15 protein-coding genes are annotated in these 23,184 nt (G+C 42.9%); 8 read left to right on the top strand and 7 right to left on the bottom strand.

Features of this window, described 5'->3' with window-relative positions; translation table 11 throughout:
• Positions 1–27: 27 nt before the first annotated feature.
• Together xylB and NPA43_RS09275 are read left to right on the top strand one after the other, a co-directional pair.
• Positions 28–1,527 carry a xylulokinase gene (xylB, locus tag NPA43_RS09280; RefSeq protein WP_256498683.1) on the top strand — a complete coding sequence of 500 codons (1,500 nt, stop codon included), beginning with the start codon at positions 28–30 and terminating at the stop codon, positions 1,525–1,527.
• A gap of 89 nt (positions 1,528–1,616) precedes the next feature.
• Complete coding sequence (locus NPA43_RS09275) at positions 1,617–2,303, top strand: glycoside hydrolase family 11 protein (RefSeq protein WP_230030264.1); 687 nt, start codon at positions 1,617–1,619, stop codon at positions 2,301–2,303.
• A 50-nt stretch (positions 2,304–2,353) separates the two neighbouring features.
• On the opposite strand, the gene NPA43_RS09270 is transcribed toward NPA43_RS09275, so the two are convergent.
• Both NPA43_RS09270 and NPA43_RS09265 read right to left on the bottom strand, forming a co-directional pair.
• Positions 2,354–4,396: a molybdopterin oxidoreductase family protein gene (locus tag NPA43_RS09270; protein WP_256498682.1), complete on the bottom strand. Its 2,043-nt coding sequence runs from the start codon at positions 4,394–4,396 to the stop codon at positions 2,354–2,356.
• Between the two features lie 131 nt (positions 4,397–4,527).
• Complete coding sequence (locus NPA43_RS09265; protein WP_256498681.1) at positions 4,528–5,724, bottom strand: cytochrome P450; 1,197 nt, start codon at positions 5,722–5,724, stop codon at positions 4,528–4,530.
• Positions 5,725–6,195: 471 nt separating this feature from the next.
• Here NPA43_RS09265 and proC point away from each other — a divergent pair, with 471 nt between their 5' ends.
• Genes proC through NPA43_RS09250 form a run of 3 tightly spaced genes read left to right on the top strand, consistent with a single transcriptional unit; the run spans position 6,196 to position 9,426 of the window.
• The gene (proC, locus tag NPA43_RS09260; RefSeq protein WP_249705525.1) at positions 6,196–6,993 is read left to right on the top strand and encodes a pyrroline-5-carboxylate reductase; all 798 of its coding nucleotides are present in this window, start codon (positions 6,196–6,198) and stop codon (positions 6,991–6,993) included.
• 27 nt (positions 6,994–7,020) lie between these two features.
• Positions 7,021–8,139: a glutamate 5-kinase gene (gene proB, locus NPA43_RS09255; protein WP_099727862.1), complete on the top strand. Its 1,119-nt coding sequence runs from the start codon at positions 7,021–7,023 to the stop codon at positions 8,137–8,139.
• 18 nt (positions 8,140–8,157) lie between these two features.
• Positions 8,158–9,426, top strand: coding sequence for a glutamate-5-semialdehyde dehydrogenase (locus tag NPA43_RS09250; protein WP_256498680.1), 1,269 nt, complete (start codon positions 8,158–8,160; stop codon positions 9,424–9,426).
• Positions 9,427–9,488: 62 nt separating this feature from the next.
• Here the strand turns inward: NPA43_RS09250 and NPA43_RS09245 are convergent, their stop codons facing one another.
• Positions 9,489–10,058 (bottom strand): GNAT family N-acetyltransferase, encoded by a 570-nt coding sequence (locus NPA43_RS09245; protein WP_099727860.1) that lies wholly within the window; start codon positions 10,056–10,058, stop codon positions 9,489–9,491.
• An 88-nt stretch (positions 10,059–10,146) separates the two neighbouring features.
• On the opposite strand from NPA43_RS09245, the gene NPA43_RS09240 reads away from it, so the two are divergent.
• The gene (locus NPA43_RS09240) at positions 10,147–10,968 is read left to right on the top strand and encodes a MerR family transcriptional regulator (protein ID WP_256498679.1); all 822 of its coding nucleotides are present in this window, start codon (positions 10,147–10,149) and stop codon (positions 10,966–10,968) included.
• Positions 10,969–11,026: 58 nt separating this feature from the next.
• Here NPA43_RS09240 and NPA43_RS09235 read toward each other — a convergent pair whose 3' ends face one another.
• From NPA43_RS09235 to NPA43_RS09225, 3 genes are all read right to left on the bottom strand, one after another.
• Positions 11,027–12,856 carry an ABC transporter ATP-binding protein gene (locus NPA43_RS09235; protein ID WP_256498678.1) on the bottom strand — a complete coding sequence of 610 codons (1,830 nt, stop codon included), beginning with the start codon at positions 12,854–12,856 and terminating at the stop codon, positions 11,027–11,029.
• Positions 12,853–14,586, bottom strand: a complete 1,734-nt coding sequence (locus NPA43_RS09230) for an ABC transporter ATP-binding protein (protein WP_099727857.1) — start codon at positions 14,584–14,586, stop codon at positions 12,853–12,855. The genes NPA43_RS09235 and NPA43_RS09230 overlap by 4 nt, the downstream gene beginning before the upstream one ends.
• Before the next feature lie 94 nt (positions 14,587–14,680).
• Positions 14,681–15,583 carry a glutamate biosynthesis transcriptional regulator GltC gene (locus tag NPA43_RS09225; protein ID WP_099727856.1) on the bottom strand — a complete coding sequence of 301 codons (903 nt, stop codon included), beginning with the start codon at positions 15,581–15,583 and terminating at the stop codon, positions 14,681–14,683.
• 153 nt (positions 15,584–15,736) lie between these two features.
• On the opposite strand from NPA43_RS09225, the gene gltB reads away from it, so the two are divergent.
• Both gltB and gltD read left to right on the top strand, forming a co-directional pair.
• Positions 15,737–20,308 carry a glutamate synthase large subunit gene (gene gltB / locus NPA43_RS09220; protein WP_256498677.1) on the top strand — a complete coding sequence of 1,524 codons (4,572 nt, stop codon included), beginning with the start codon at positions 15,737–15,739 and terminating at the stop codon, positions 20,306–20,308.
• Between the two features lie 16 nt (positions 20,309–20,324).
• Entirely contained in the window at positions 20,325–21,809 is a 1,485-nt protein-coding gene (gltD, locus tag NPA43_RS09215) for a glutamate synthase small subunit (RefSeq protein ID WP_249705528.1), read from the top strand.
• A 62-nt stretch (positions 21,810–21,871) separates the two neighbouring features.
• On the opposite strand, the gene NPA43_RS09210 is transcribed toward gltD, so the two are convergent.
• Positions 21,872–23,074 carry a nitrate/nitrite transporter gene (locus NPA43_RS09210; RefSeq protein ID WP_256498676.1) on the bottom strand — a complete coding sequence of 401 codons (1,203 nt, stop codon included), beginning with the start codon at positions 23,072–23,074 and terminating at the stop codon, positions 21,872–21,874.
• Positions 23,075–23,184 lie beyond the last annotated feature (110 nt).

The following is a 23,184-nucleotide window of genomic DNA, read 5'->3' as shown; positions in this document are numbered from 1 at the left end:
GCGGACCTGTTTTGAAGGAGTGAAAACATGAAGTATGTGATGGGAATTGATCTTGGAACGAGCGGAGTCAAAGCGATATTAGTAGATGAGAGCGGAAAGGTGTGCTGCGAAGCTTCTAAGCCTTACCGCCTCATTCAAGATAAACCAGGATATTGTGAGCAGCATCCTGAGGATTGGGTAGAGCAGACGATTGCCGCAATGAGAGAACTCATGGCGAGGCAGCCTGCTCATTCAAGGCGAGTAGAAGGGATCAGCTTTTCTGGACAGATGCATGGTTTAGTTTTATTAGATGAATCACGCCAAGTGCTCCGCCCCGCAATCTTGTGGAATGATACAAGAACGACAGAGCAATGTACACGCATCACAAAAAAGCTAGGGGACCGGCTGCAAAAGATCACTAAAAACCAGGCGTTAGAAGGATTCACACTGCCAAAATTATTATGGGTAAAGGAGCATGAACCAGATATTGATCAACAAATAGACATGTTTTTACTTCCAAAAGATTATGTCAGATTTCGATTAACCGGCGCTATTCATATTGATTATTCCGATGCGGCTGGCACTTTACTGTTAGATATCGGAGAACAGACGTGGAGTAAGGAGATTTGTCAGGCATTTGATATTCCTCCTCATGTTTGCCCGCCGCTTGTCTTATCAGAGGCGGAGGTCGGTACACTTTTGCCTCAAGTTGCACGGGAGACTGGGATCAAAGAAGGTGCGAAAGTCTTTGCAGGGGGAGCAGATAATGCGTGCGGGGCAATCGGTGCTGGCATTTTGTCATCCGGTCACACGTTATGCAGCATTGGCACATCCGGTGTCATTCTCTCCTACGAAGAGGACCATGAAAGAGAGCTGCAAGGAAACTTGCATTTGTTTCATCATGCACAAAAAGACGCTTTTTATACAATGGGTGTCACTCTTTCAGCAGGATATAGCCTTGAATGGACAAAATCCTTACTGGCTCCAGAAAAATCGTTCCAAGCGCTGCTAGAGGGTGTGGCTGATGTAGCGCCAGGAGCGAATGGATTGCTCTTTACCCCTTATTTAGTTGGGGAAAGAACGCCATATGCGGATTCAATCATTCGCGGAAGCTTGATTGGATTAGACAGCAGGCATGAAAGGGCGCATATGGTCAGAGCTGTGCTAGAGGGGATCACCTTCTCGTTAAATGAATCAATTGCTTTATTCCGGCAGGCAGGAAAAAGAATAGAGTCTATTGTGTCCATTGGCGGCGGTGCGAGAAGTCAAACATGGCTTCAAATGCAGGCAGATATTTTTCAGGCGGAGGTCATCCAGTTAGAAAATGAACAAGGGCCCGCTTTAGGTGCAGCGATGCTTGCAGGGGTTGGCTCCGGATGGTATCCATCACTTGAAGCATGCGCTGATCAGTTTATTCATCAAGCGGCCGTATATGAGCCAAATCAGCAGCGTGTTGATGTCTATGCCCATCTATTTCGTTTGTATCAAAGCATTTATACAAAAACAAGAGACATACAGGTCGGTTTAAAGCAGTATCGTTCCATCTAGCAGAGAGTCTTTACATGAAAGGAGGTGATGGGCTCGTTTCATCTTAGGGATGACAGAACAATAAGGATGAAAAAAGGGAGGAATAAAGAATGAATTTCAAAAGATTGAGGCTATTGTTTGTGATGTGCATTGGACTGACGCTTATACTGACTGCTGTACCAGCTCATGCAATGACGATTACCAATAATCAAATGGGTAACCATAGTGGCTACGATTATGAATTATGGAAGGATTATGGAAATACATCGATGACGCTTAATAATGGCGGGGCATTTAGCGCGCAATGGAACAATATCGGAAATGCTTTGTTCCGAAAAGGAAAGAAGTTTGATTCCACTAAAACTCATCATCAGCTTGGCAACATCTCCATCAATTACAACGCAAGCTTTAACCCAGGCGGAAATTCGTATTTATGTGTCTATGGCTGGACACAATCTCCACTAGCTGAATACTACATTGTTGATTCATGGGGCACGTATCGTCCAACAGGAACACATAAAGGAACATTTACTGTAGATGGAGGCACATATGACATTTATGAAACAACCCGTGTCAATCAGCCTTCCATTATTGGGATTGCGACCTTCAAGCAATATTGGAGTGTACGTCAAACAAAACGTACAAGCGGGACTGTATCCGTCAGTCAGCATTTTAAAAAATGGGAAAGCTTAGGGATGCCAATGGGAAAAATGTATGAAACAGCATTAACTGTAGAAGGCTACCGAAGCAATGGAAGTGCGAATGTGATGACCAATCAACTGTTTATTGGACGATAAAAAAGATCATAATGAAAAGCCAGCAGTCTCATTGCTGGCTTTTCCCCTTTCTATGATAATTTTTCAACCTCGACTCTGCCGGAAAAGAACGTGGCACCGCCACCCATATCTGCCAAACGATCAGGTGTTAATCCATTGACCAAATGCTTTTTGCCTTTTTGATCCGCCCATAATCCTTGACTGACCACAACGCCAGATAATACATTGTGACCGACTGAAACGACAAGCTCACATTCTCCCCGATCATTCAGCACACGCACCATGTCACCATCTTCAATCTTTCTCTCTTTTGCATCTTGTTCATTCATATGAAGCTCCGGAAATTTCTCGAGCTTTTGGTGCTTTTCATGAAGTGAGAAGGTGGAATTAAGAAAATTATGGTTCGGCCCCGGTATAAAGGTAAGCGGATAATCACTTTCCTGATAAAGGGGTACATAGGTTGGAAGTGCTGGATATCCGTCTTGCTTCATTTGTTCAGAGTAAAGCTCAATTTTCCCGCTTGGGGTAGGAAGCTTTAAGTCCTGGAAAGCCCCTCGTTTTGCTTTGATCCACGTTTTCTCTTTTAATGCTTCATATGAAATGTCTTCATAATGCGGGTTTTCCGGGTGATGAAGGGCTTGTTCCATGAGTTCCGCATCTGTCTCGCGGAAGGCGTCATCTTCAAAGCCCATGGCATGAGCCAAAAGGCGAAATACTTCAGTGTTGGATTTGCTTTCTCCATAGCGTTCAATGACCGGCTCTTGAATTTGAATATAATGATGCCAGTACGATGTATAGAAATCCTCGTTTTCAAAGGCAGATGTCGCCGGCAGAATAATGTCTGCATATGCGGCTGTCTCTGTAAGGAACAAGTCATGAACAACTGTAAATAAGTCCTCTCTCAGCAAACCTTCTCTTACTTTATTTGCTTCAGGTGTTACGACGGCTGGGTTGCAAGAGTAGACGAAAAGTGAATCTACGGAAGGCTTTGCATTCGTCAGCACACTGCCTAGCTGATTCATATTAAATGTTCTAGGCGAGCGTTCCTTTAATAGATCCGGCCGCTGAAGAGCTGTTTCATTATAGCTGAGAAAAGAAGAGTTCGATTTCATCGCACCGCCGCCTTTGTGCAGCCATTGACCAGTCAGGGCAGGGAGGCAGGCGATGGTTCGAATACTCATTCCGCCATTATCATGATGCTGCAAACCATTGCCAATGCGAATTAGAGATGGTGATGTCTCTGCATACATTCTTGCAAGTGCGATGATATCGTTTTTAGGGACACCCGTGATATGCTCAACAGTTTCTGGATCATACTGCTTCACATGCTCGCGAAGCTCCTTGTGGCCGACCGTGTATGTCTCTAAAAATGAAGCATCTGTACGCTCCTCTTCAAAAAGGACATGCATGATGCCAAGGGCAAGCGCACTGTCAGTACCAGGTCGAAGCGGGATGAACCAATCTGCCATCCGGCCGGTTTGATTTTTGTGAACATCAATGACAACAATCTTTGCCCCTTGCTTTCGAGCTTTTTGAGCCAAGGTAATTTGGTGCATATTGGTCGACACAGCATTGATGCCCCAAAAGATAAATAGTTTTGTATGAATGGTGTCTTCTGGATCTGTCCCAATGCTTGCGCCCATTGTATATTTATAGCCAGTCGTTCCAGCTGACTGACAGATGGTTCGATCCAACTGACTTGAACCAAGACGATAGAAAAAGCGGCGGTCCATTCCCTCTGCATTAAGATTGCCCATGTTTCCATAGAAGCTGTAAGGTAAAATACTTTCTGCACCTTTTTCTTCGATCAGCTTTGTCCATTTTTGCCGAATGGTTTCAATGGCTTCTTCCCACGTAATAGGCGCAAACTGACCGTCTCCTTTTCGGCCAACACGTTTTAAAGGAGTCGTCAGTCGTTTTTCATCATATAAGCGGGCTGTGACATTTCGCACTTTGTTGCATATGTTTCCTTGTGTCACAGGATGGTCTGGATCTCCCTGAACTTTCACGATCTTCCCGTTTTCTTTATGTATTAAAAGACCGCACTGATCCGGGCAATCTAACGAACAAACTGATTTGAAAATTCCGTCTTTCATTGCTGTATAATCGGTCATGAGTTTTTGGCTTCCTTTCTGCATTCCGTTATCGCTTTGTATGGACTATATTTTAGCATGTTCGGAGATGGAAGGTAAGAAAGAGATGATGAATTGAAGAAAATGAAAAAAAGCCCCCCTAAAAGGGACTTTTAACATCGGGTAACCTGTACTGGGAATTCTTTCACCCCAAAAACAAACGTGCTTTGAATTGGGTTTAGCCTATCTGCTGCACAGGTGATCTCCTGAAACGTATGGAGTAAAATATCAAGCGCAATATTACACTCAAGCCGGGCAAGAGGTGCACCAAGACAAAAGTGAATACCAAAACCAAAGCTCATATGAGGGTTTGATTTCCGGTCAAGGCGGAACGTATCAGGATCTTCGAATTTCCGTTCATCACGATTCGCAGAAGCAACCCAGCTGATGAGGTAGTCTCCTTTTTCAATACGTGAGCCTGCGATCTCAACATCCTCTGCTGCAATTCGCCCAATTGCTTGAACAGGCGGATAATAGCGTAATGTTTCCTCTGTTAATTGAGGAATAAGAGAAGGATCTTGCCGCACTGATTCGGCGATATGAGGCTGCTCTGTAAGCAGTCGTACTGCATTTGTGATTAAATTGGTCGTTGTCTCATTGCCAGCAACGAGTAATAGAATACAAAAGCCAAGTAGTTCATTTTCCGTTAAACGCTCACCATCAATTTCCGCTTGAATGAGAAGAGAGATCAAATCATCAGCAGGTGTTTCTTTTCGTTTTTGGATCAAATGAGCAAAATAAACGGACAGCTCTTCTTCTGCGCGTTTCTGCATGTCTACAACCGCCTGAATGGCTTCTTCTGATTCATCCTTAGCCCCTGCCACAAGAGCATCAGAATGTTTCTTAATCAGCTCTCTGTCTTTTACCTCTGCACCGAGTAGCTCAGCGATGATCATTACAGGCAGGGGAGCTGCTAGATCTTGAACCATATCAAATGTACGTTGATCCTTGACCTGTTTTAATAGATCATTTGTCAGGTCTTTGATCTTTTCTTCTAATTGCTTGATCGCTTTTGGCGTGAATGCTTTATTCACGAGGGCTCTCATCTTTGTATGTTTTGGAGGGTCCATTGTTAAAATACTCGTTTTAGACGTGCTTCTTCCTCGCTGTGATGAGAACACTTTTGGCTGCCTCAGAACGGACTGGATATCAGCATATCGAAAGAGATCCCAGCACTTTCTAGTCTCATCGTATCTAATATCACCCTGCGCACGTAAATCATTGTAAATAGGGAACGGGAAAAGAAGGTCATCAGTGGATCGGATTTCTTTCATTGGAATGACATTGACGTAGTTTTCTTTCACTTTCATTATGAACGCTCCTTTTTCACTTGATTTCCCCTACACGGTATCACCAGTACAATTGCATTTCAACGGACATGTTTTCTAAAATATGTCAATAGTCTAATCGAAATATTCAAGCACATTCATCGTATAGGAAAATAGAAAGTCATCAAAAATGATAGCGTTTTCTAAAAAATAGAATTGAAGTCACCGAAACCAAAAATAAAATGGTGAATTCAGTCGAACGAAAGGGTACTATGAATCAAATCCATATAGTTCTTTTGATCTAAATTGCTGATTTGAAAAAACACGGTTAACATACATACAGCAAGCTGTTCACCATGCATTCGGGACTTTTGAAAAGCGCCGGCTCTTTCTTGACACGATTTCTCATCATGTTACGATAACTAACGTGGGAAAAACACGAACAAAAAGCGAACGAGGGAGAGGATCAATATCATTGATCAAAAGAAAGTTGCTTTCATTGGAGCAGGTTCTATGGCGGAAGGAATGATTGCAGGTATTGTGCGATCAGGACAGCTACCGCTCAACCATATTTACGCAACAAACAGAAAAAGTCAAGTTCGATTGAATGAACTAACGAAACGATACGGGATTCAAACAGCCGCAATGGACTCATTTCCTTTTGAAGAAATGGACATCTTGATCCTGGCAATGAAGCCAAAGGATGCTGAAACAGCACTTGAATCATTAAAACCTCATATTCAGTCAGATCAGCTCATCTTGTCTGTACTTGCAGGTGTTAAGCAATCGTATATTGAAGGCATGCTGCATGGGGGTCAGCCCGTCATGAGGGTGATGCCAAATACGTCAAGTACGATTGGGGCGTCAGCGACCGCTCTATCTGCTGGACGTTATGTGAAAAAAGAACATGTGAGCATGAGTCAGGCCCTTTTATCTGAAATGGGAGAAGTCTATACCATTCAGGAAGAGCAAATGGATATTTTCACAGGAATTGCCGGAAGCGGGCCAGCCTATTTTTATTTCTTAATGGAAAGAATCGAAGAAGCAGGAGAAGAAGCAGGTTTATCAAAGGAAATGTCTCGCCAAATCGGTGCACAGACACTTCTCGGTGCAGCGAAAATGCTTCAAGAAACAGCTGAAAATCCTTCTGTCCTAAGAGAAAAAATCACGTCACCGAATGGAACAACTGCTGCAGGACTGAATGCATTAGACGATTTTGGCGGGGGAGAAGCAATCAAGCAGGCCGTCAAACATGCCGCCAATCGATCAAAAGAGATAAGTGAACAGCAAAAACAAAAAGTAACGATATAAATAGAGCCTCAATACAGGAGTGATAAGGTGTACGCAGATAAAGAGAGAAAACGAATTGTTGTGAAAATCGGAAGCAGCTCTCTTACTAGCTTTCAAGGTGAGATTAGTATAAAAAAACTAGAAAACCTCGTCAATCAAATTGTGAAACTGAAAGATGAAGGACACGAAGTCATTTTGGTTTCATCAGGTGCGGTTGCAGCTGGTTACCGAAAACTAGGATTTATCGATAGACCCAAAACACTGCCAGAAAAGCAGGCATCTGCCTCAATTGGGCAAGGGCTTTTAATGGAATCATATTCCACTTTATTTTTATCGCACGGTTATATTGCCTCACAGCTTCTCATTACAAGAAGTGATTTTTCAGATGAAACGCGCTATCAAAATGTGCGAAACACCATGAATGTGTTATTAGATAGAGGCATCATCCCGATTATCAATGAAAATGATACAGTGACGATCAATCGGCTGAGGTTCGGAGATAATGATACATTGTCTGCAAAAGTAGCTGGACTAATTGATGCGGATTTCCTTGCCATTTTATCTGATATTGATGGCTTGTATGAAGATAACCCGCATACAAACCCGAATGCGAAGAGAATTCTCGAAGTCACAGAAATCACTGAAGACATCGAAGCAGCTGCTGGAGATGCAGGAAGCAGCGTTGGAACAGGCGGAATGAAATCGAAGCTCGACGCCTTTAAAATTTCAATGGCCGCAGGCATCAATGGCTTTCTAGGAAAAGCGGATACGCCGCACATTTTAGACAAAGCGATCAATGGCACAGAGGACGGCACTTATTTTACAGCTGATGAAAATTTAGCGCCGCTGAATTATAAGAAGCAGTGGATCGCATTTCATTCTGGACCAAAAGGCGAGATCGTTGTTCAAGAGAAATCACAGGAGCACCTCATGCACCGTGAGAAAAGCCTTGATTCTGATGGCATAGTAGATGTGAAGGGTTCGTTTAAAAAAGGCGATGTCGTCCGTATTTTAGATCAAGATAGAGGAGAAATAGGGCTTGGCATTGTGAATTATACGTCTGACGAACTCGCGCTAAACAGTGGCTTGTTACAAGATGAAGTTGTTCATGTCGTCGATCTTGAAGCATTTGTTTGTCATTTAGATTTATCTATACCAGTTTGCTAACCAAAAGGGAGGAATTTCATGACACTGACAGCTGAAGTTGTCACATCGGTCAAAGAAAAAGCGAAAAAAGCAAAGCACGCATCAAAAAAACTAGGTTTACTTCAAACAGAGGAAAAGAATGAGGCGCTGCTTAAAATAGCTGAAGCGTTAGAAAAGCAAAGTACCTTCATTTTACAGGAGAATCAAAAGGATTTAGACGCAGGAAAAGAAAAGGGCTTCTCTGAGGCATTGATGGATCGATTAATGTTAAATGAGGAGAGAATTCATGAGTTTGCTGAAAGTTTGCGGCTTGTGACGAGATTAACAGATCCTGTTGGAGAAATATTGGATGAATGGACTCTTGAAAACGGCTTACATGTGAAAAGCCGAAGAGTACCGCTCGGCGTGATCGGTATGATCTATGAAGCGAGACCGAATGTCACTGTCGATGCAGCAGGACTTGCCTTGAAGGCGGGTAATTCAGTGATTTTAAAAGGCGGTTCCTCCGCTATTTCTTCCAACAAAGCCATCGTCAGCGTCATTCATGAAGCATTAGATCATACAAAGATCCCTCGTGATGCGGTCCAATTTATTGAACAAACAGACCGTTCATCTGTTCAAGCGATGTTTCATCTAAAGGAATGGATCGATGTGTTAATTCCAAGAGGCGGGGCTTCTTTAATCAAAACAGTTGTTGAAGAATCAACCATCCCAGTCCTTGAAACAGGAACAGGGAACTGCCATGTTTTTATTGATCAAACAGCGAATATCGATAAGGCCATTGAGATTGTTATCAATGCGAAAACGAATCGTCCAGCTGTGTGTAATGCACTTGAGACACTAATCATTCATCGTGATTGGCTGAAAGAGAATGGCGCAGCATTGAATGAAGCACTGCTTCACCATCAAGTCACTGTACATGGCGATCAGGAAGCACAATTTTACTTTTCAAATGCGGTTTCTGCTGAGGAAGTGGATTGGACAGATGAGTATTTAAGTCTTGATCTTGCGGTAAAAGTAGTCGATTCAATTGAGGAAGCGATTGACCATATTGACCAGTACGGCACAAAACATTCAGAAGCCATCGTGACAGAAGATGAAAAAAATGCACTGACGTTTCTAAACGAAGTCGATGCGGCTGCGGTTTATCATAACGCATCCACCCGCTTTACAGACGGCGGCGCACTTGGATATGGGGCTGAAATAGGCATCTCCACTCAAAAGCTGCACGCAAGAGGGCCAATGGGGCTTCCTGCGCTTACAACAACTAAGCTGCTTCTGTCTGGTGATGGTCAGATTAGAAGCTGAGAATAAATGTTAAAAACACTACCTTCTTCATGGGGTAGTGTTTTTTAATAAGTTCAATACTTTCATTCGTTTGAACAGTCTTTCTTCATGACTTTCTCAAATTTAAAGAACTCAAATGTCTCAGGTGCTAACGAGTCATTTTCTTTATCACTGGTATGAGGAAAGTTCGGGTCTGGATGATGTAAGTGATAAAACTCTACAATTTGAAACCCGCATTTATTGACATAAAAATGAATGTTCCGCTTTTCAAAATAAGGAGTCACAACCTCCCATACTTTGGTTTCTGGATATTGAGCCTCAATAGCTTTCCATGCAGCCTGACCAATGCCGCGGCTGTGTGATGATGAAGAGATGTAAAGTAAGTCAACCGAATTGTGATCTGTTTGTGGGTTGATTTTTAATACAACGCCTCCAGCCTTTTCACCATTTAGCAAAATATGATAAACAAGGGCCCCGGCCGCATGAAAGGATTCATCAATTGCTTCATCTGGAGGAATCGGTCCACCTTGTGCATCGCCAAATGCCTCGATCACGCCAGCTGTAAAAGCCTCCTGTAATTCTTTTTTCATAGAAGGGAAATCCTCTTTATTTGCAAGTGATAATGTGACTTGATGTCGAGATGTTTTGTTCATTTTTATATCCTTTCTCCACGTAAGTGGTGTTGCTACATGTTATGATAAAGGATGGAGTAACTCCATAGTCAAGAGAGGAGACATGCAGATGATCAATGATGTGCAAAAAACATTTTTCACTGGGGAATTTGCAAAGTTATTCGATGTGAAGAAAGATACGCTGCTTTATTATGATAAAATCGATTTGTTTAAGCCGGCTGGGGTCCATGAAAATGGGTACCGTTACTATACTCTCGAGCAATTTGATCAATTCATTGCTATTCAGTCCCTTCGAGCTGTTCAATTTCCTATTAAAGAATTAAAACAATACTTCACAGAGCCTTCCCGGGACAGACTTCAAAGCCTTGCGACCGAACAAGTTGAAAAGGTCAAGCAGGAGATTGAAAAACTTCAGGATATCCAGTCTTTTCTTTTGCGCGTGATTGAGACGACGAATGAATTATCATCTGTGAAGACAGGGGAGGTCTTGTTTCAAGAACTGCCAGAAGAACCGGTCATACTAAGTGCATCACATCCGATTGATTTGAACACGCCTGTAGAAGAAATATCTCGAATTGTAGGAGAATTTCTAAAGGAAATTGGCATTAAAGGCGCTGCGGCGAATGGTTCCGTTTTAAAAAAGGAGCAGTTTCTTCATCGTCACTTTCATCAGTCAGATGTGCTGTTTTGCCGAATGGAAGGACCAGGTGCAGTCCAAAAACCTGCCGGCCTCTATGCGGTCATGTATGATCAAGGAACATATGAAGAGCTCGAATCAGCCTATTCACGTCTGTTAGCTGACATCGAGAAAGAGGACATGGTGCTGGATGGAGATGTATTTGAGGAATATTTGCTTCATTCGCTCATGTCTAAAAATGAAGCAGAGTATATGACAAAACTCAGTGTAAAAGTGAAAAAACGAGCAGATTAAGAAATGAAAAAGAGGATAGACACGCATTTTCCATGCTGACTATCCTCTTTTTTTGATTTTAACCTACTTGATGTTCTGCAAATTGACTCATATATAAGTCAGCATAAAAGCCTTTTTCTTTCAAAAGTTCACTGTGAGTTCCTTTTTCAATGATGGTGCCATCTTTCATAACTAAAATGAGGTCGGCATCCTTGATCGTTGAAAGTCTGTGTGCAATGACGAAGCTCGTTCTGCCTTTCATCAGGTCATTCATCGCTTTTTGAATGTGCATCTCTGTCCGCGTATCCACGCTGCTCGTCGCTTCATCTAGTATCAAAATCTTCGGATCAGATAAAATCGCACGGGCGATGGTTAACAGCTGACGCTGACCTTGTGAAAGGTTACCTGCATCTTCTGTTAAGAGCGTGTCATATCCGTCTGGAAGCGTGCGGATGAAATCATCTGCATAGGCATGTTTGGCGGCTTTGATGACATCCTCTTTTGAGACATGCTGCCTGCCATATGCAATATTGTCGTAAATCGTCCCTTCAAAAAGCCACGTATCCTGAAGAACCATCGCAAATAAGTCCCGTACTTGCTGACGGCTGAGATCGGTTGTTTTGACACCGCCAATGCGAATGGAGCCTTGATCTAATTCATAAAAACGCATTAATAAATTGATGATGGTTGTTTTTCCCGCGCCTGTAGGCCCGACAATGGCAACCGTTTGTCCTTCCTCTACATGTAAATTCAAATCTTTAATAATCGGATGATCTTTCTCATATCCGAATTGAACTTGTTCAAAGGTCACATCTCCTGAAAGTGATTCAAGATCAATCACCGCATCCTCTTCGGCACTTTCTTCTTCCTCATCCAGGATTTCAAAGACCCTTTCAGCAGAAGCGATCGCAGATTGAACTAAGTTTGCGACACTTGATGCTTGCACAAGCGGCTGAGACATTTGCTGCGTGTATTGGATAAACGCCTGCACATCCCCAACACGAATATTCCCGTTAATGACAAGAATACCGCCGGCTACACTGACTGCCACATAGCCAAGGTTCCCGATAAAGGTCATTATTGGCATCATTAAACCGGAAATAAACTGTGCTTTCCTAGAAGATTCATACAGCTTTTCGTTTAATTGATCAAATGTATCAATCGCTTTCTTTTCATAGCCATACGCACGAACGGTCTGATGTCCTGTGAACATTTCATTAATATGCCCATTGATCATACCGAGCTCTTTTTGCTGCGCCTTAAAATGCTTTTGAGAAAATGACGTGATGCCGCGAATCGCAAATAGACTAAGTGGTAGCGTCAAACAAACAAGCAAGGTGAGTAACGGACTAATGAAAAGCATCATGACGACAATCCCAATGACCGTAATCACAGATGTAATCACTTGGGTGAGTGCCTGCTGAAGCGATGTATTAATATTATCGATATCGTTCATCACACGGCTCAGCGTGTCCCCGTGGGTTGTTTTATCAAAATAACGAAGGGGGAGACGTGTGAGCTTGTCATTTGCTTCTTGCCGTAATTCAGCAATGGTCTGTTGGGAAACACCTGCCATCACGTATTGCTGGACGAATGAAAAGAGAGAGGCAACGACGTATAACAGGACAAGCAGCAATAAAATGCGTGAAATGACATCAAATTGAACGGCTGTTCCTTGTGTAAAGCTTTCAAACAGGGAAGAGGTGGCATCCCCGAGTAGTTTAGGACTAATCACGCTAAAGACGGTTGAACCGATCGCTGCAATCAGTACAAGTATCAGCTGAAATTTCCTCGGTTTTAAATAGCCAGTCAAACGAAGAAGTGTTTTCTTAAATTCCTTCGGTTTTACGACCGTTCCCCTAGGGTGACCGCCTTTATGTCCCATTCCAGAAGACATTTTCTTACTCATCCTTGGTCCACCTCCTGACCTTCCTGTGATGCGACAATCTCTTGATACACAAGATTGTCCTTTATTAATTGTTCATGTGTTCCGATACCTGCAATTTTCCCTTCATCTAGCACAATGATTTTATCGCTATGCTTCACTGTACTGATTCTTTGGGCGACAATGATAAGGGCTGCATGCTCTTTTTCGGCTTCTAATGATGCACGAAGCTTCGCATCCGTTTTGTAATCAAGTGCAGAGAAACTATCGTCAAACAGATAGAATGAGGGCTTTCTGACAAGTGCTCTTGCAATGGAAAGCCGCTGCTTTTGACCACCAGAAAGATTTGATCCACCTTGGTCTATCTCAGCATCGATTCCGCCATCTTTCTGCAAAACAAATTCCTCAGCCTGTGCGGTTCGCAGCGCTTTCCAAATGTCTTCATCGCTTGCATCCTGCCGGCCAAAGCGCACATTATCGGCAATACTTCCGCTGAATAAAACAGCTTTTTGAGCGACATAGCCCATCTGACTTCTCAGTTTCTCTTGGGGCAGCTCTCTGATATCTACACCATCTAGTGTTATCCGTCCTTCTGTCGCTTCGTAAAAGCGCGTCATCAGCTGTAGGAGAGTCGTTTTCCCGGAACCTGTACTGCCGATTATGGCAGTCGTTTCGCCAGTTTTGGCTTCAAACGTAATGTTTTGAACGACCGGTTTTTCAGCATTTGAGTAATAAAATGAGACATCCTCAAAGCGAATGGATTGTGCGGGTTGATGAAGCTTGGTAACAGACTGTTCTTTGTCTTTAATCTTCGGTTCCATGTTTAACACTTCGTTCATGCGTTTAGCTGATGCCTGTGCTCTTGGGACCATAATAAAGCTCATTGACAGCATAATGAGTGCCATTAAAATCATCATGGCATATTGAATGAAGGCAATGAGATTCCCGACTTCCATCTCTCCGGCATCAATCCGGTTTGCACCAAGCCAGACAATGCCAATATTCGTGAAGTTCATAATGATGAGCATAAATGGAAACAAGTATGCCATTAATCTGTTGACCTTGAGCCCAGTATCCTTATAGGATGTGTTGGCTTCTTGAAAACGTGCCTTTTCATCATCGACCCGGTTAAAAGCTCGAATGACCCGGATGCCTGAAAGAGATTCTCTCATAATTAAATTCAGACGGTCCGTTTTTTTCTGAAGCTGTCCGAATAGCGGTATGGCTTTTCTTGAAACCAAATAGATAAACCCGCCAAGCAGGGGAAGGGCTGCTAAAAAAATAAGAGACAGGACAGCATCTCGAGAGACTGCTAAAATAATTCCGCCTACAAGCATGAGAGGAGCTCTCGTCATCATTTGTAAAATCATGATCGTGACATCTTGGACTTGCTTCACATCATTTGTTGACCTTGTAATAAAGGAAGACGTCCCGATCTTTTGAAATTCTTCTAGTGAAAATTGTTCGACATGAACGAACAGCTGTCTTCTCATATCACGGCCGAAGCCAAGCGCAGTCTTTGATGACAGGTAAGACTTCCAAATCGTGAGCAGGATGGCAAGTAAAGAACAGGCAACCATCCAGCCGCCAACCTTCCATATGTAAGCGATATCTCCTTGTACGATCCCGACATCTACGATATCTGCCGTTAAAGTCGGTAAATACAGCTGGAGCATACTGCTTAAAAAGGTGAGGATGACAATGAACACAACGGATAGCCGGTATGGCTTTAAAAACGATAAAATTGATTTCATACGAATACCTTTCTTCCATATAGTCTGTTGTTCTGTAACCCATCATATACAAAGAGGGATTATTTCTACAAATGAAATGTCTTGTTTTAATGGATTATTTATATTGTTCAATTTTTGAAAAGAAATCCTTTACAAACACATAGAAATCATGTGCAGATGGAGACATCTCTCGAGACTTAGACGCGATAATACCAACGGTTCTTCTCACTTGCGGAAAGTCGATCGGAATTTTCACTGTAAATCGTGGTGTTGTTTCATAAAAGGCACTTTCGGGTAATAAGGTAACGCCCATATCAGCTGACACGAGACCTTTAATGGCATCCAAATCTTCTCCTTCAGATGAAATGGTGGGCTCATAGCCTGCCTGCTTACAAGCATCTACCGCAATTTGTCTTAGCACATACCCTTCAGGAAATAAAACGAAATGATCCTTTCTCAAATCACTTAAATGAATACTTCTTTGCCCGCTAAAGGGGTGGCTAATAGGCAAAAGGGCATAAATGCTTTCTGAAAACAAAATATTTCCTTCTATTTGCGGATCGTTTGTCGGTACAGGTCCTAAAAAAGCGAGATCAATATCTCGATTTTTGACAGCTTCAATGAGAAATTTATAGGATCCTTGACGAAGTAAAAAATCGACCTCTGGATATTCCTGCTTAAATGCGGATATGACAGAAGGAAGTACTTGGCTTGCTAGACTTGTAGGAAAGCCAATATTCACCGTTCCTTTGTGCGGGTCTAAGTATTCATCAATTTGCTCTTTTGCGTAATCAATGGCCTTTAGTGCAGTTCTGACATGATCTAAAAATTGTCTGCCAATCTTCGTTAATTTAATATTTCGTCCTTCTCGTTCGAATAAAGCGACTCCAAGTTCTTCTTCTAAATTGGCAATCTGCCGGCTGATGGCAGATTGGGCAACATGTAAGTTTTCAGCCGCTTCTGACACGTGTTCACGGTCCGCAACTTCTACAAAATAACGTAACTGACGAAGCTCCATTTTTGCACTTCACACCCATCTATCTCAAAAAGAGATTGTTTTGATCTAAATTATATATTGTTTATATTAATTTGAAAACTTAAAATAAGTTACAGAGTTTGTGAGATTTTATTACTGTGAAAAAACGGATCTTTTAAACGGGGGAGAGAAACGATGACTTATAATCAACTACCACAACCACAAGGTCTCTACCGTCCTGAATTTGAACATGATGCATGTGGAATCGGACTGTACGCCCATTTAAAAGGGGAGGCGACACATAGCATCGTCAAAAAGGGATTACAAATGCTGTGCCAGCTTGATCACCGCGGCGGGCAAGGCAGTGATCCGTATACAGGTGATGGTGCAGGTTTAATGGTACAACTGCCAGACGCTTTCTTTAGAAAGAACTGCAAAGAATTTGCACTTCCTGAAAAGGGCCGTTACGGGGTAGGGATGGTCTTCTTTTCAAAAGATGATGATGAAAAAACGCGTCAAGCCATCGAACAGAAAATCAACGGGTTCATTAAGCAAGAAGGTCAAACATTAATTGGCTGGAGAACGGTTCCTGTCGATGCTGGGAAAATTGGTACTGTTGCAGCGAAGAGCTGTCCGGTTGTCAGGCAAGTCTTTATCGGGGCAAACGACAACGTAACAGATCGTTTGTCATTTGAAAGAAAATTATATGTCATTCGTAAGCAGGCTGAAAACTGGGGAACAGCAGAGGAGAAACAATTTTACTTTGTCAGCCTGTCGAGTCAAACCATTGTATACAAGGGGCTTTTAACATCAGATCAAGTCGATGCTTTTTATCTTGATCTACAGGATGAAACATTTGTTTCTGCATTTTCACTTGTTCATTCAAGATTTAGTACAAATACATTTCCTACATGGGAAAGAGCGCATCCAAACCGTTACTTAATTCACAACGGAGAAATCAACACATTAAGAGGAAACATCAATTGGATGAGAGCAAGGGAACAACAATTCGTGTCTGAAGCCTTCGGAGACGATTTAGACAAGATTTTGCCAGTGCTGAATGCAGACGGAAGTGATTCATCCATTTTAGACAATGCCTTTGAATTTTTTGTACTTGCAGGCCGTACTCCTGCTCATACAGCCATGATGCTCATACCTGAGCCTTGGACTGAAAATACGCACATGTCGAAAGAGAAACGGGCATTTTATGAATACCATAGTTCTCTCATGGAGCCTTGGGACGGGCCAACAGCGATTTCCTTTACTGACGGTAAACAAATTGGGGCCATCTTAGACCGAAACGGATTAAGACCGGCAAGATACTATGTCACAAATGACGATCATATCATTTTCTCTTCTGAAGTCGGCGTGGTCGACACCAATGAAGAAGATGTCAAATATAAAGACCGTCTTGAGCCGGGCAAAATGCTGTTAATCGATTTAGAAGAAGGACGAATTATTTCTGATGAAGAAGTGAAATCGACGATTGCGAATGAGCTTCCTTATCAAAAGTGGCTCGATGAAGAAATGGTCCATGTCAATCGCTCTGAAGAAAATTCAGAAAATTCTAGTATAATGGATGATGTATTGACTCGTCAGCGTGCTTTCCATTATACGTATGAAGACATTCAAAAGTATTTAATTCCTTTACTAGAGGAAGGCAAGGACCCCATTGGTTCAATGGGAAGTGACACACCGCTTGCTGTGTTATCAGATCGTGCGCAGTCTCTTTTTAACTATTTCAAACAGCTGTTTGCACAAGTGACGAATCCGCCGATTGATGCGATTCGTGAGCAGCTTGTTACATCAACCATGACTTGGTTAGGTGCTGAGGGAGATATTTTACATCCAAATGAATATTCATGCCGAAGAATTAAACTTTATACACCCGTCTTAACGAGCGGGCAATTTAACGGCTTGAAAACGATTGTTCACAATGCCTTTAAAAGCAAAACGATTCATACACTTTTCACCGATGATCTAAAACGCGGGCTGGATGCGATGTTTGAAGAGGCGGAAAAAGCCATTCGCGCGGGCGTATCTTTATTGATTCTTTCAGATCGTGAAATGACGGAAGAAAAAGTGCCGATTCCACCACTTCTTGCGTTAAGTGCACTTCACCAGCATCTTGTGCGTCAAGGCTTACGAACAAAGGTGAGTCTGATCGTCGAATCTGGAGAAGTAAGAGAAGTCCATCATTTTGCTGCACTGATTGGCTATGGAGCAGATGCGATCCACCCATATCTTGTCTATGAAACGTACAAACAGCTGATTGAAGAAGAAGCGATCTCCATCAGCTTTGATGAAGCTGTCACAAAGTTTGGCAAAAGCGTGACCGAGGGTGTAGTCAAAGTCATGTCTAAAGTGGGTATTTCCACTGTGCAAAGTTATAGAGGGGCGCAAATCTTTGAAGCCGTCGGCATTAGTGAAGACGTCATTCAGGCGTATTTCACAGGAACAGCTTCGCAGCTTGGCGGTATCGATCTTGACACCATTGCTAGTGAGGCAAAGCTTCGTCATGAAGCAGGGTATCAGGCAGCTACTGACCAAACACTCGAATCAGGCAGTGAATTCCAATGGAGAAAAAATGGAGAGCATCATGCCTTTAATCCAAAAACGATTCATACCCTTCAGTGGGCATGCCGCAACGAAGATTATGACCTATTCAAGCAATATACAAAGGCAGCGGATGAAGAAAGAATCGGCTTCCTTAGAAATCTATTCGCTTTTCATCCAAAACAAAAGCGAGTTTCTCTTGAAGAGGTAGAATCTGCTGAATCGATTGTACGACGCTTTAAGACGGGTGCGATGTCATTTGGTTCATTAAGTAAGGAAGCGCATGAGGCACTTGCCATTGCGATGAACCGAATTGGCGGTAAAAGTAACAGCGGGGAAGGCGGCGAAGATCCTGCTCGCTTTACAGTAGATGAACGCGGCGATGATCGCAGAAGTGCGATCAAACAAATTGCTTCTGGCCGCTTTGGGGTTAAGAGTCATTACTTGGTCAATGCAGATGAACTGCAAATTAAAATGGCACAAGGAGCAAAGCCTGGAGAAGGCGGACAGCTTCCGGGAAATAAAGTATATCCTTGGGTCGCAGATGTAAGAGGTTCTACTCCAGGTGTCGGCCTGATTTCACCACCACCGCATCATGATATTTATTCCATCGAGGATTTGGCTCAGCTGATCCACGATTTGAAAAACGCGAACCGTGATGCCCGCATTAGTGTCAAGCTTGTGTCTAAAGCTGGCGTTGGCACCATTGCAGCAGGTGTAGCAAAAGGTACTGCGGATGTCATTGTGATCAGCGGATACGATGGCGGCACAGGGGCTTCGCCGAAAACAAGTATTAAACATACAGGACTTCCTTGGGAGCTCGGTTTGGCAGAAGCGCATCAAACCCTTGTCTTAAACGGTCTTCGCGAGAGAGTGGTTCTTGAAACTGACGGAAAGTTAATGACAGGCCGCGATGTTGTCATGGCTGCGATTTTAGGAGCAGAAGAATACGGCTTTGCGACAGCTCCACTAGTCGTTTTAGGCTGCGTGATGATGAGAGCATGTCATTTAGATACTTGCCCGGTCGGTGTTGCGACACAAAATCCAGAGCTTCGTAAAAAATTCATGGGTAATCCTGATCACATTGTGAACTTCATGATGTTTATTGCAGAGGAAGTAAGAGAAATCTTAGCTGAACTTGGCTTTAGATCAATGGATGAACTAATTGGGCGCACAGACGTTCTAGCGGTCAGTGAACGAGCAAAAGCTCACTGGAAAGCAGGGCAGCTAAACCTTGAAACACTGCTTTATCAACCAGAAGGGGCGCGAACGTTCAGAACACCGCAAAATCATAAAATTGATGAATCACTTGATATGAATGAGATCCTCCCTTATGTACAGGAAGCGCTGAATCATCAAACACCGGTTGATCTATCACTAAACATTCGCAACATCAACCGTGTGGCCGGAACGATTACTGGCAGTGAAGTGTCTAAGCGCTACGGGGAAGAAGGATTGCCAGAGGATACGATTACACTGCGTTTCACTGGTTCAGCTGGACAAAGCTTCGGCGCATTTGTGCCAAAGGGCATGTCCTTATATTTAACAGGTGACTCAAATGACTATATCGGCAAAGGACTCTCCGGAGGCAAAATTGCTGTCAAAACCTCTGATCACTTTGTGCAAAATGGACATGAAAACGTGATTGTCGGAAACGTCGCATTCTATGGTGCGACAAGCGGAAAAGCTTATATTAACGGGCGTGCAGGTGAACGATTTGCTGTTCGTAATTCAGGTGTCAATGTGGTCGTTGAAGGAATTGGGGATCACGGCTGTGAGTATATGACTGGCGGACGTGTTGTGATTTTAGGGAACGTCGGGAAAAACTTTGGTGCAGGCATGTCTGGCGGTGTGGCTTACGTGCATACATCTGATGCGAAGCAGTTTAAAAGAATGTGTAACATGGAAATGATCATGTTTGAAAAGCTTACAGATCATGAGGAAGAACAAGAAGTGAAGCAAATGATTAAAGAGCATCTTGATTATACAAACAGCTCAAAAGCATCAGCACTTCTAGAAAACTGGACGCAAGAAAAGGACCAATTCATTAAGATCATTCCGAGAAATTACAAAATGATGCTTCAAAGCATTGAAGAACAAAAACAAGCGGGCCTCAGTCATGAAGAAGCAGTGATGTTCGCTTTTGAAGCAAATACAAAACCGAAAAATAAAGAAACGGCAAACGGGCAAAAAGCAGCCCTCGCTCATTAAGAAAGGGGAGAGGACAATGGGCAAAGCAACAGGTTTTATGGATTATAAAAGAGAAAAGCCAAATGAACGTGACCCTCTCACTCGTCAAAATGACTGGAAAGAATATTCAGCTCCTTATACAGATGAGGTATTAAAAAAGCAGGGTGCTAGATGTATGGATTGCGGAACACCGTTTTGTCAAATTGGGATGGAAATCAGGGGCGGCGTATCTGGCTGCCCGATCTATAATTTAATTCCAGAGTGGAATGACCTTGTCTATCGCGGGAGATGGAAAGAAGCGCTTGAAAGACTGCAAAAAACGAACAATTTCCCTGAATTTACTGGGAGAGTATGTCCAGCGCCTTGCGAAGGCTCATGTACAGTCGCCATCAATGATCCAGCTGTTTCGATTAAAAATATCGAACGCACGATCATTGATAAAGGCTTCGAGAATGGATGGATTACACCAAGAATTCCTTCAAGCCGTTCAGGGAAAAAGATTGCGATTGTCGGTTCAGGGCCAGCAGGACTTGCAAGTGCTGATCAATTAAACCAAGCAGGACACGCAGTAACAGTGTTCGAACGATCTGATCGTCTTGGCGGACTGCTCACCTATGGCATTCCGAATATGAAGCTGGACAAAGAAGTCGTTGAGCGCAGAGTGAAACTTTTAAGACAAGAAGGCATTGACTTTGTCACGAACACAGAAATTGGTGTGGATATCACTGCCGATGAGCTAAAAGAGCAATTTGATGCGATCATCCTTTGTACAGGTGCACAAAAGCAGCGCGACCTATTAATCGAAGGCCGTGAAGCAAAAGGGATACACCTGGCGATGGATTATTTAACACTCGCAACAAAAAGCATGCTTGATTCAGGATTTAAAGATAAAAATTTCATTGATGCAAAAGGAAAAGACGTGATTGTCATTGGCGGAGGAGATACAGGTGCTGACTGCGTAGCAACTGCGCTTCGCCAAAAAGCAAAAAGTGTTGTTCAATTCGGAAAGTATCCAAAGCTTCCAGATACACGTGTAGGGGATAACATGTGGCCAGAGCAGCCTTATGTCTTCTCGCTCGATTATGCTTATGAAGAAGCACAAGCAAAATTCGGAGAAGACCCGCGTCAATATTCGATTCAAACCACAAAGATTGTGGCAGATAAAAATGGGAAATTAAAAGAGCTTCATACCATTCAAATGGAAAAGGTGAAAAACGAACATGGGAAGTTTGAATTTCATGAGATTCCAGGAACAGAGAAGGTATGGCCTGCTCAGCTTGTCTTTATTGCAATTGGTTTTGAGGGAACTGAACAGCCACTAGTGAAACACTTTGGCGTGGACAGCAAAAACAATCGCATTGACGCAAAATATGGGGAATATACAACAAATGTAGAAGGCGTATTTGCAGCGGGAGATGCAAGACGCGGCCAAAGTCTGATTGTTTGGGCAATTAACGAAGGCAGACAAGTGGCACACGAGGTAGACCGTTATTTAATGGGGAGTTCGGTTCTGCCAAAATAGGTCAAACAAAGGGTGTTTACACATATAGAGAAAAGCCATGACCAAAGGGTGGTCATGGCTTTTTATGATTCAGAGATGGTGTGATTGATGATCACTTTTTTACGTTTAAGCTGCGATACGACTAAACAAAGAAAGACGACAAGCACAATAAGTGAAATGGTTAAAAAGCCAAACGTATACGAGCCAGTCATTTCTTTGAAACTGCCAAGAACATTTGGTAAAAAGAATCCGCCAATGCCGCCCGCCGCACCAACAATCCCAGTCACAATGCCAATTTCCTTATGGAACACCTGCGGCACCAGCTGAAAAACAGCCCCATTCCCCATACCAAGACACATCATCCCGACAAATAAAAGCGCAATGACCACAGGTAAAGCTGGAAGACTGCTCACTGCTCCTAAGCAAATGCCGATGACTGCGAATAATCCAAGCAGTGCCTTCATTCCACCTATTTTATCAGCAATGAGACCGCCAACAGGTCGAAAGAAGCTGCCCGCAGCAACACAAAGAGTCACAAAATCACCGGCATGTATTTTCGAGATCCCATATTGATCCACAAAGAAAATACTTAGAAAACTTGAAAGCCCGACAAACCCTCCGAAGGTAATCGCATAAAGTAAACAGAAAAACCATGTTGATTTTACTTGAAATACTGAAAAATACGACCGAAGCGGCTGAGGATCAGGCTGATTTGGTGCATCCTTTGCCGTGAAAATAAAAAACAAAAAGACAAGACTTAACGGGATAAGGGCGAGCCCCATCACTGCATGCCACCCGTAAATCTCGGCAAGTCTTGGCCCAAATAGCGTGGAGATCAGTGTTCCGCTATTTCCGGCGCCCGCAATCCCCATGGCTACTCCTTGTAAATGAGGAGGATACCAGCGGCTTGCCATTGGCAAAGCGACAGCAAAACTTGCCCCTGCCACTCCTAGCAAAATACCAATCAGCACAAGCTCCGAAAGGGTTGTACCAGCGATGAACCCCCAAATGAGCGGAATGGTGGTTAAAAGCATTCCCATCACCGCAGTCTTTTTAGGGCCTATTCGATCGGTTAATAAGCCCAGCATAATCCGAAAGAAAGAACCAGATAGAATCGGAATTGCGACAATCATACCTTTTTCCATTGTCGATAAAGCAAAATCTTGCGCAATAAAAGCCCCCAGCGCCCCTAATAAAACCCAAATCATAAAGCTCACATCAAAATATAAAAATGAACCAAACAATGTCTTAGGATGACCACTTGATTTTAACTCTGAGAGTTTCATAAAACGCCTCCTATATTTTTGAATTTTCTGACTTAAAGATAGCGGGTTCATTAACGTAATGAAAGTATTATGTTAGAAAAATTGACATGAATAAACACTTTTTTACAGCT

It is taken from the genome of Bacillus pumilus (assembly GCF_024498355.1).
GTDB lineage: Bacteria > Bacillota > Bacilli > Bacillales > Bacillaceae > Bacillus > Bacillus pumilus_P.
This window is presented reverse-complemented; position numbering and strand designations above follow the sequence as displayed.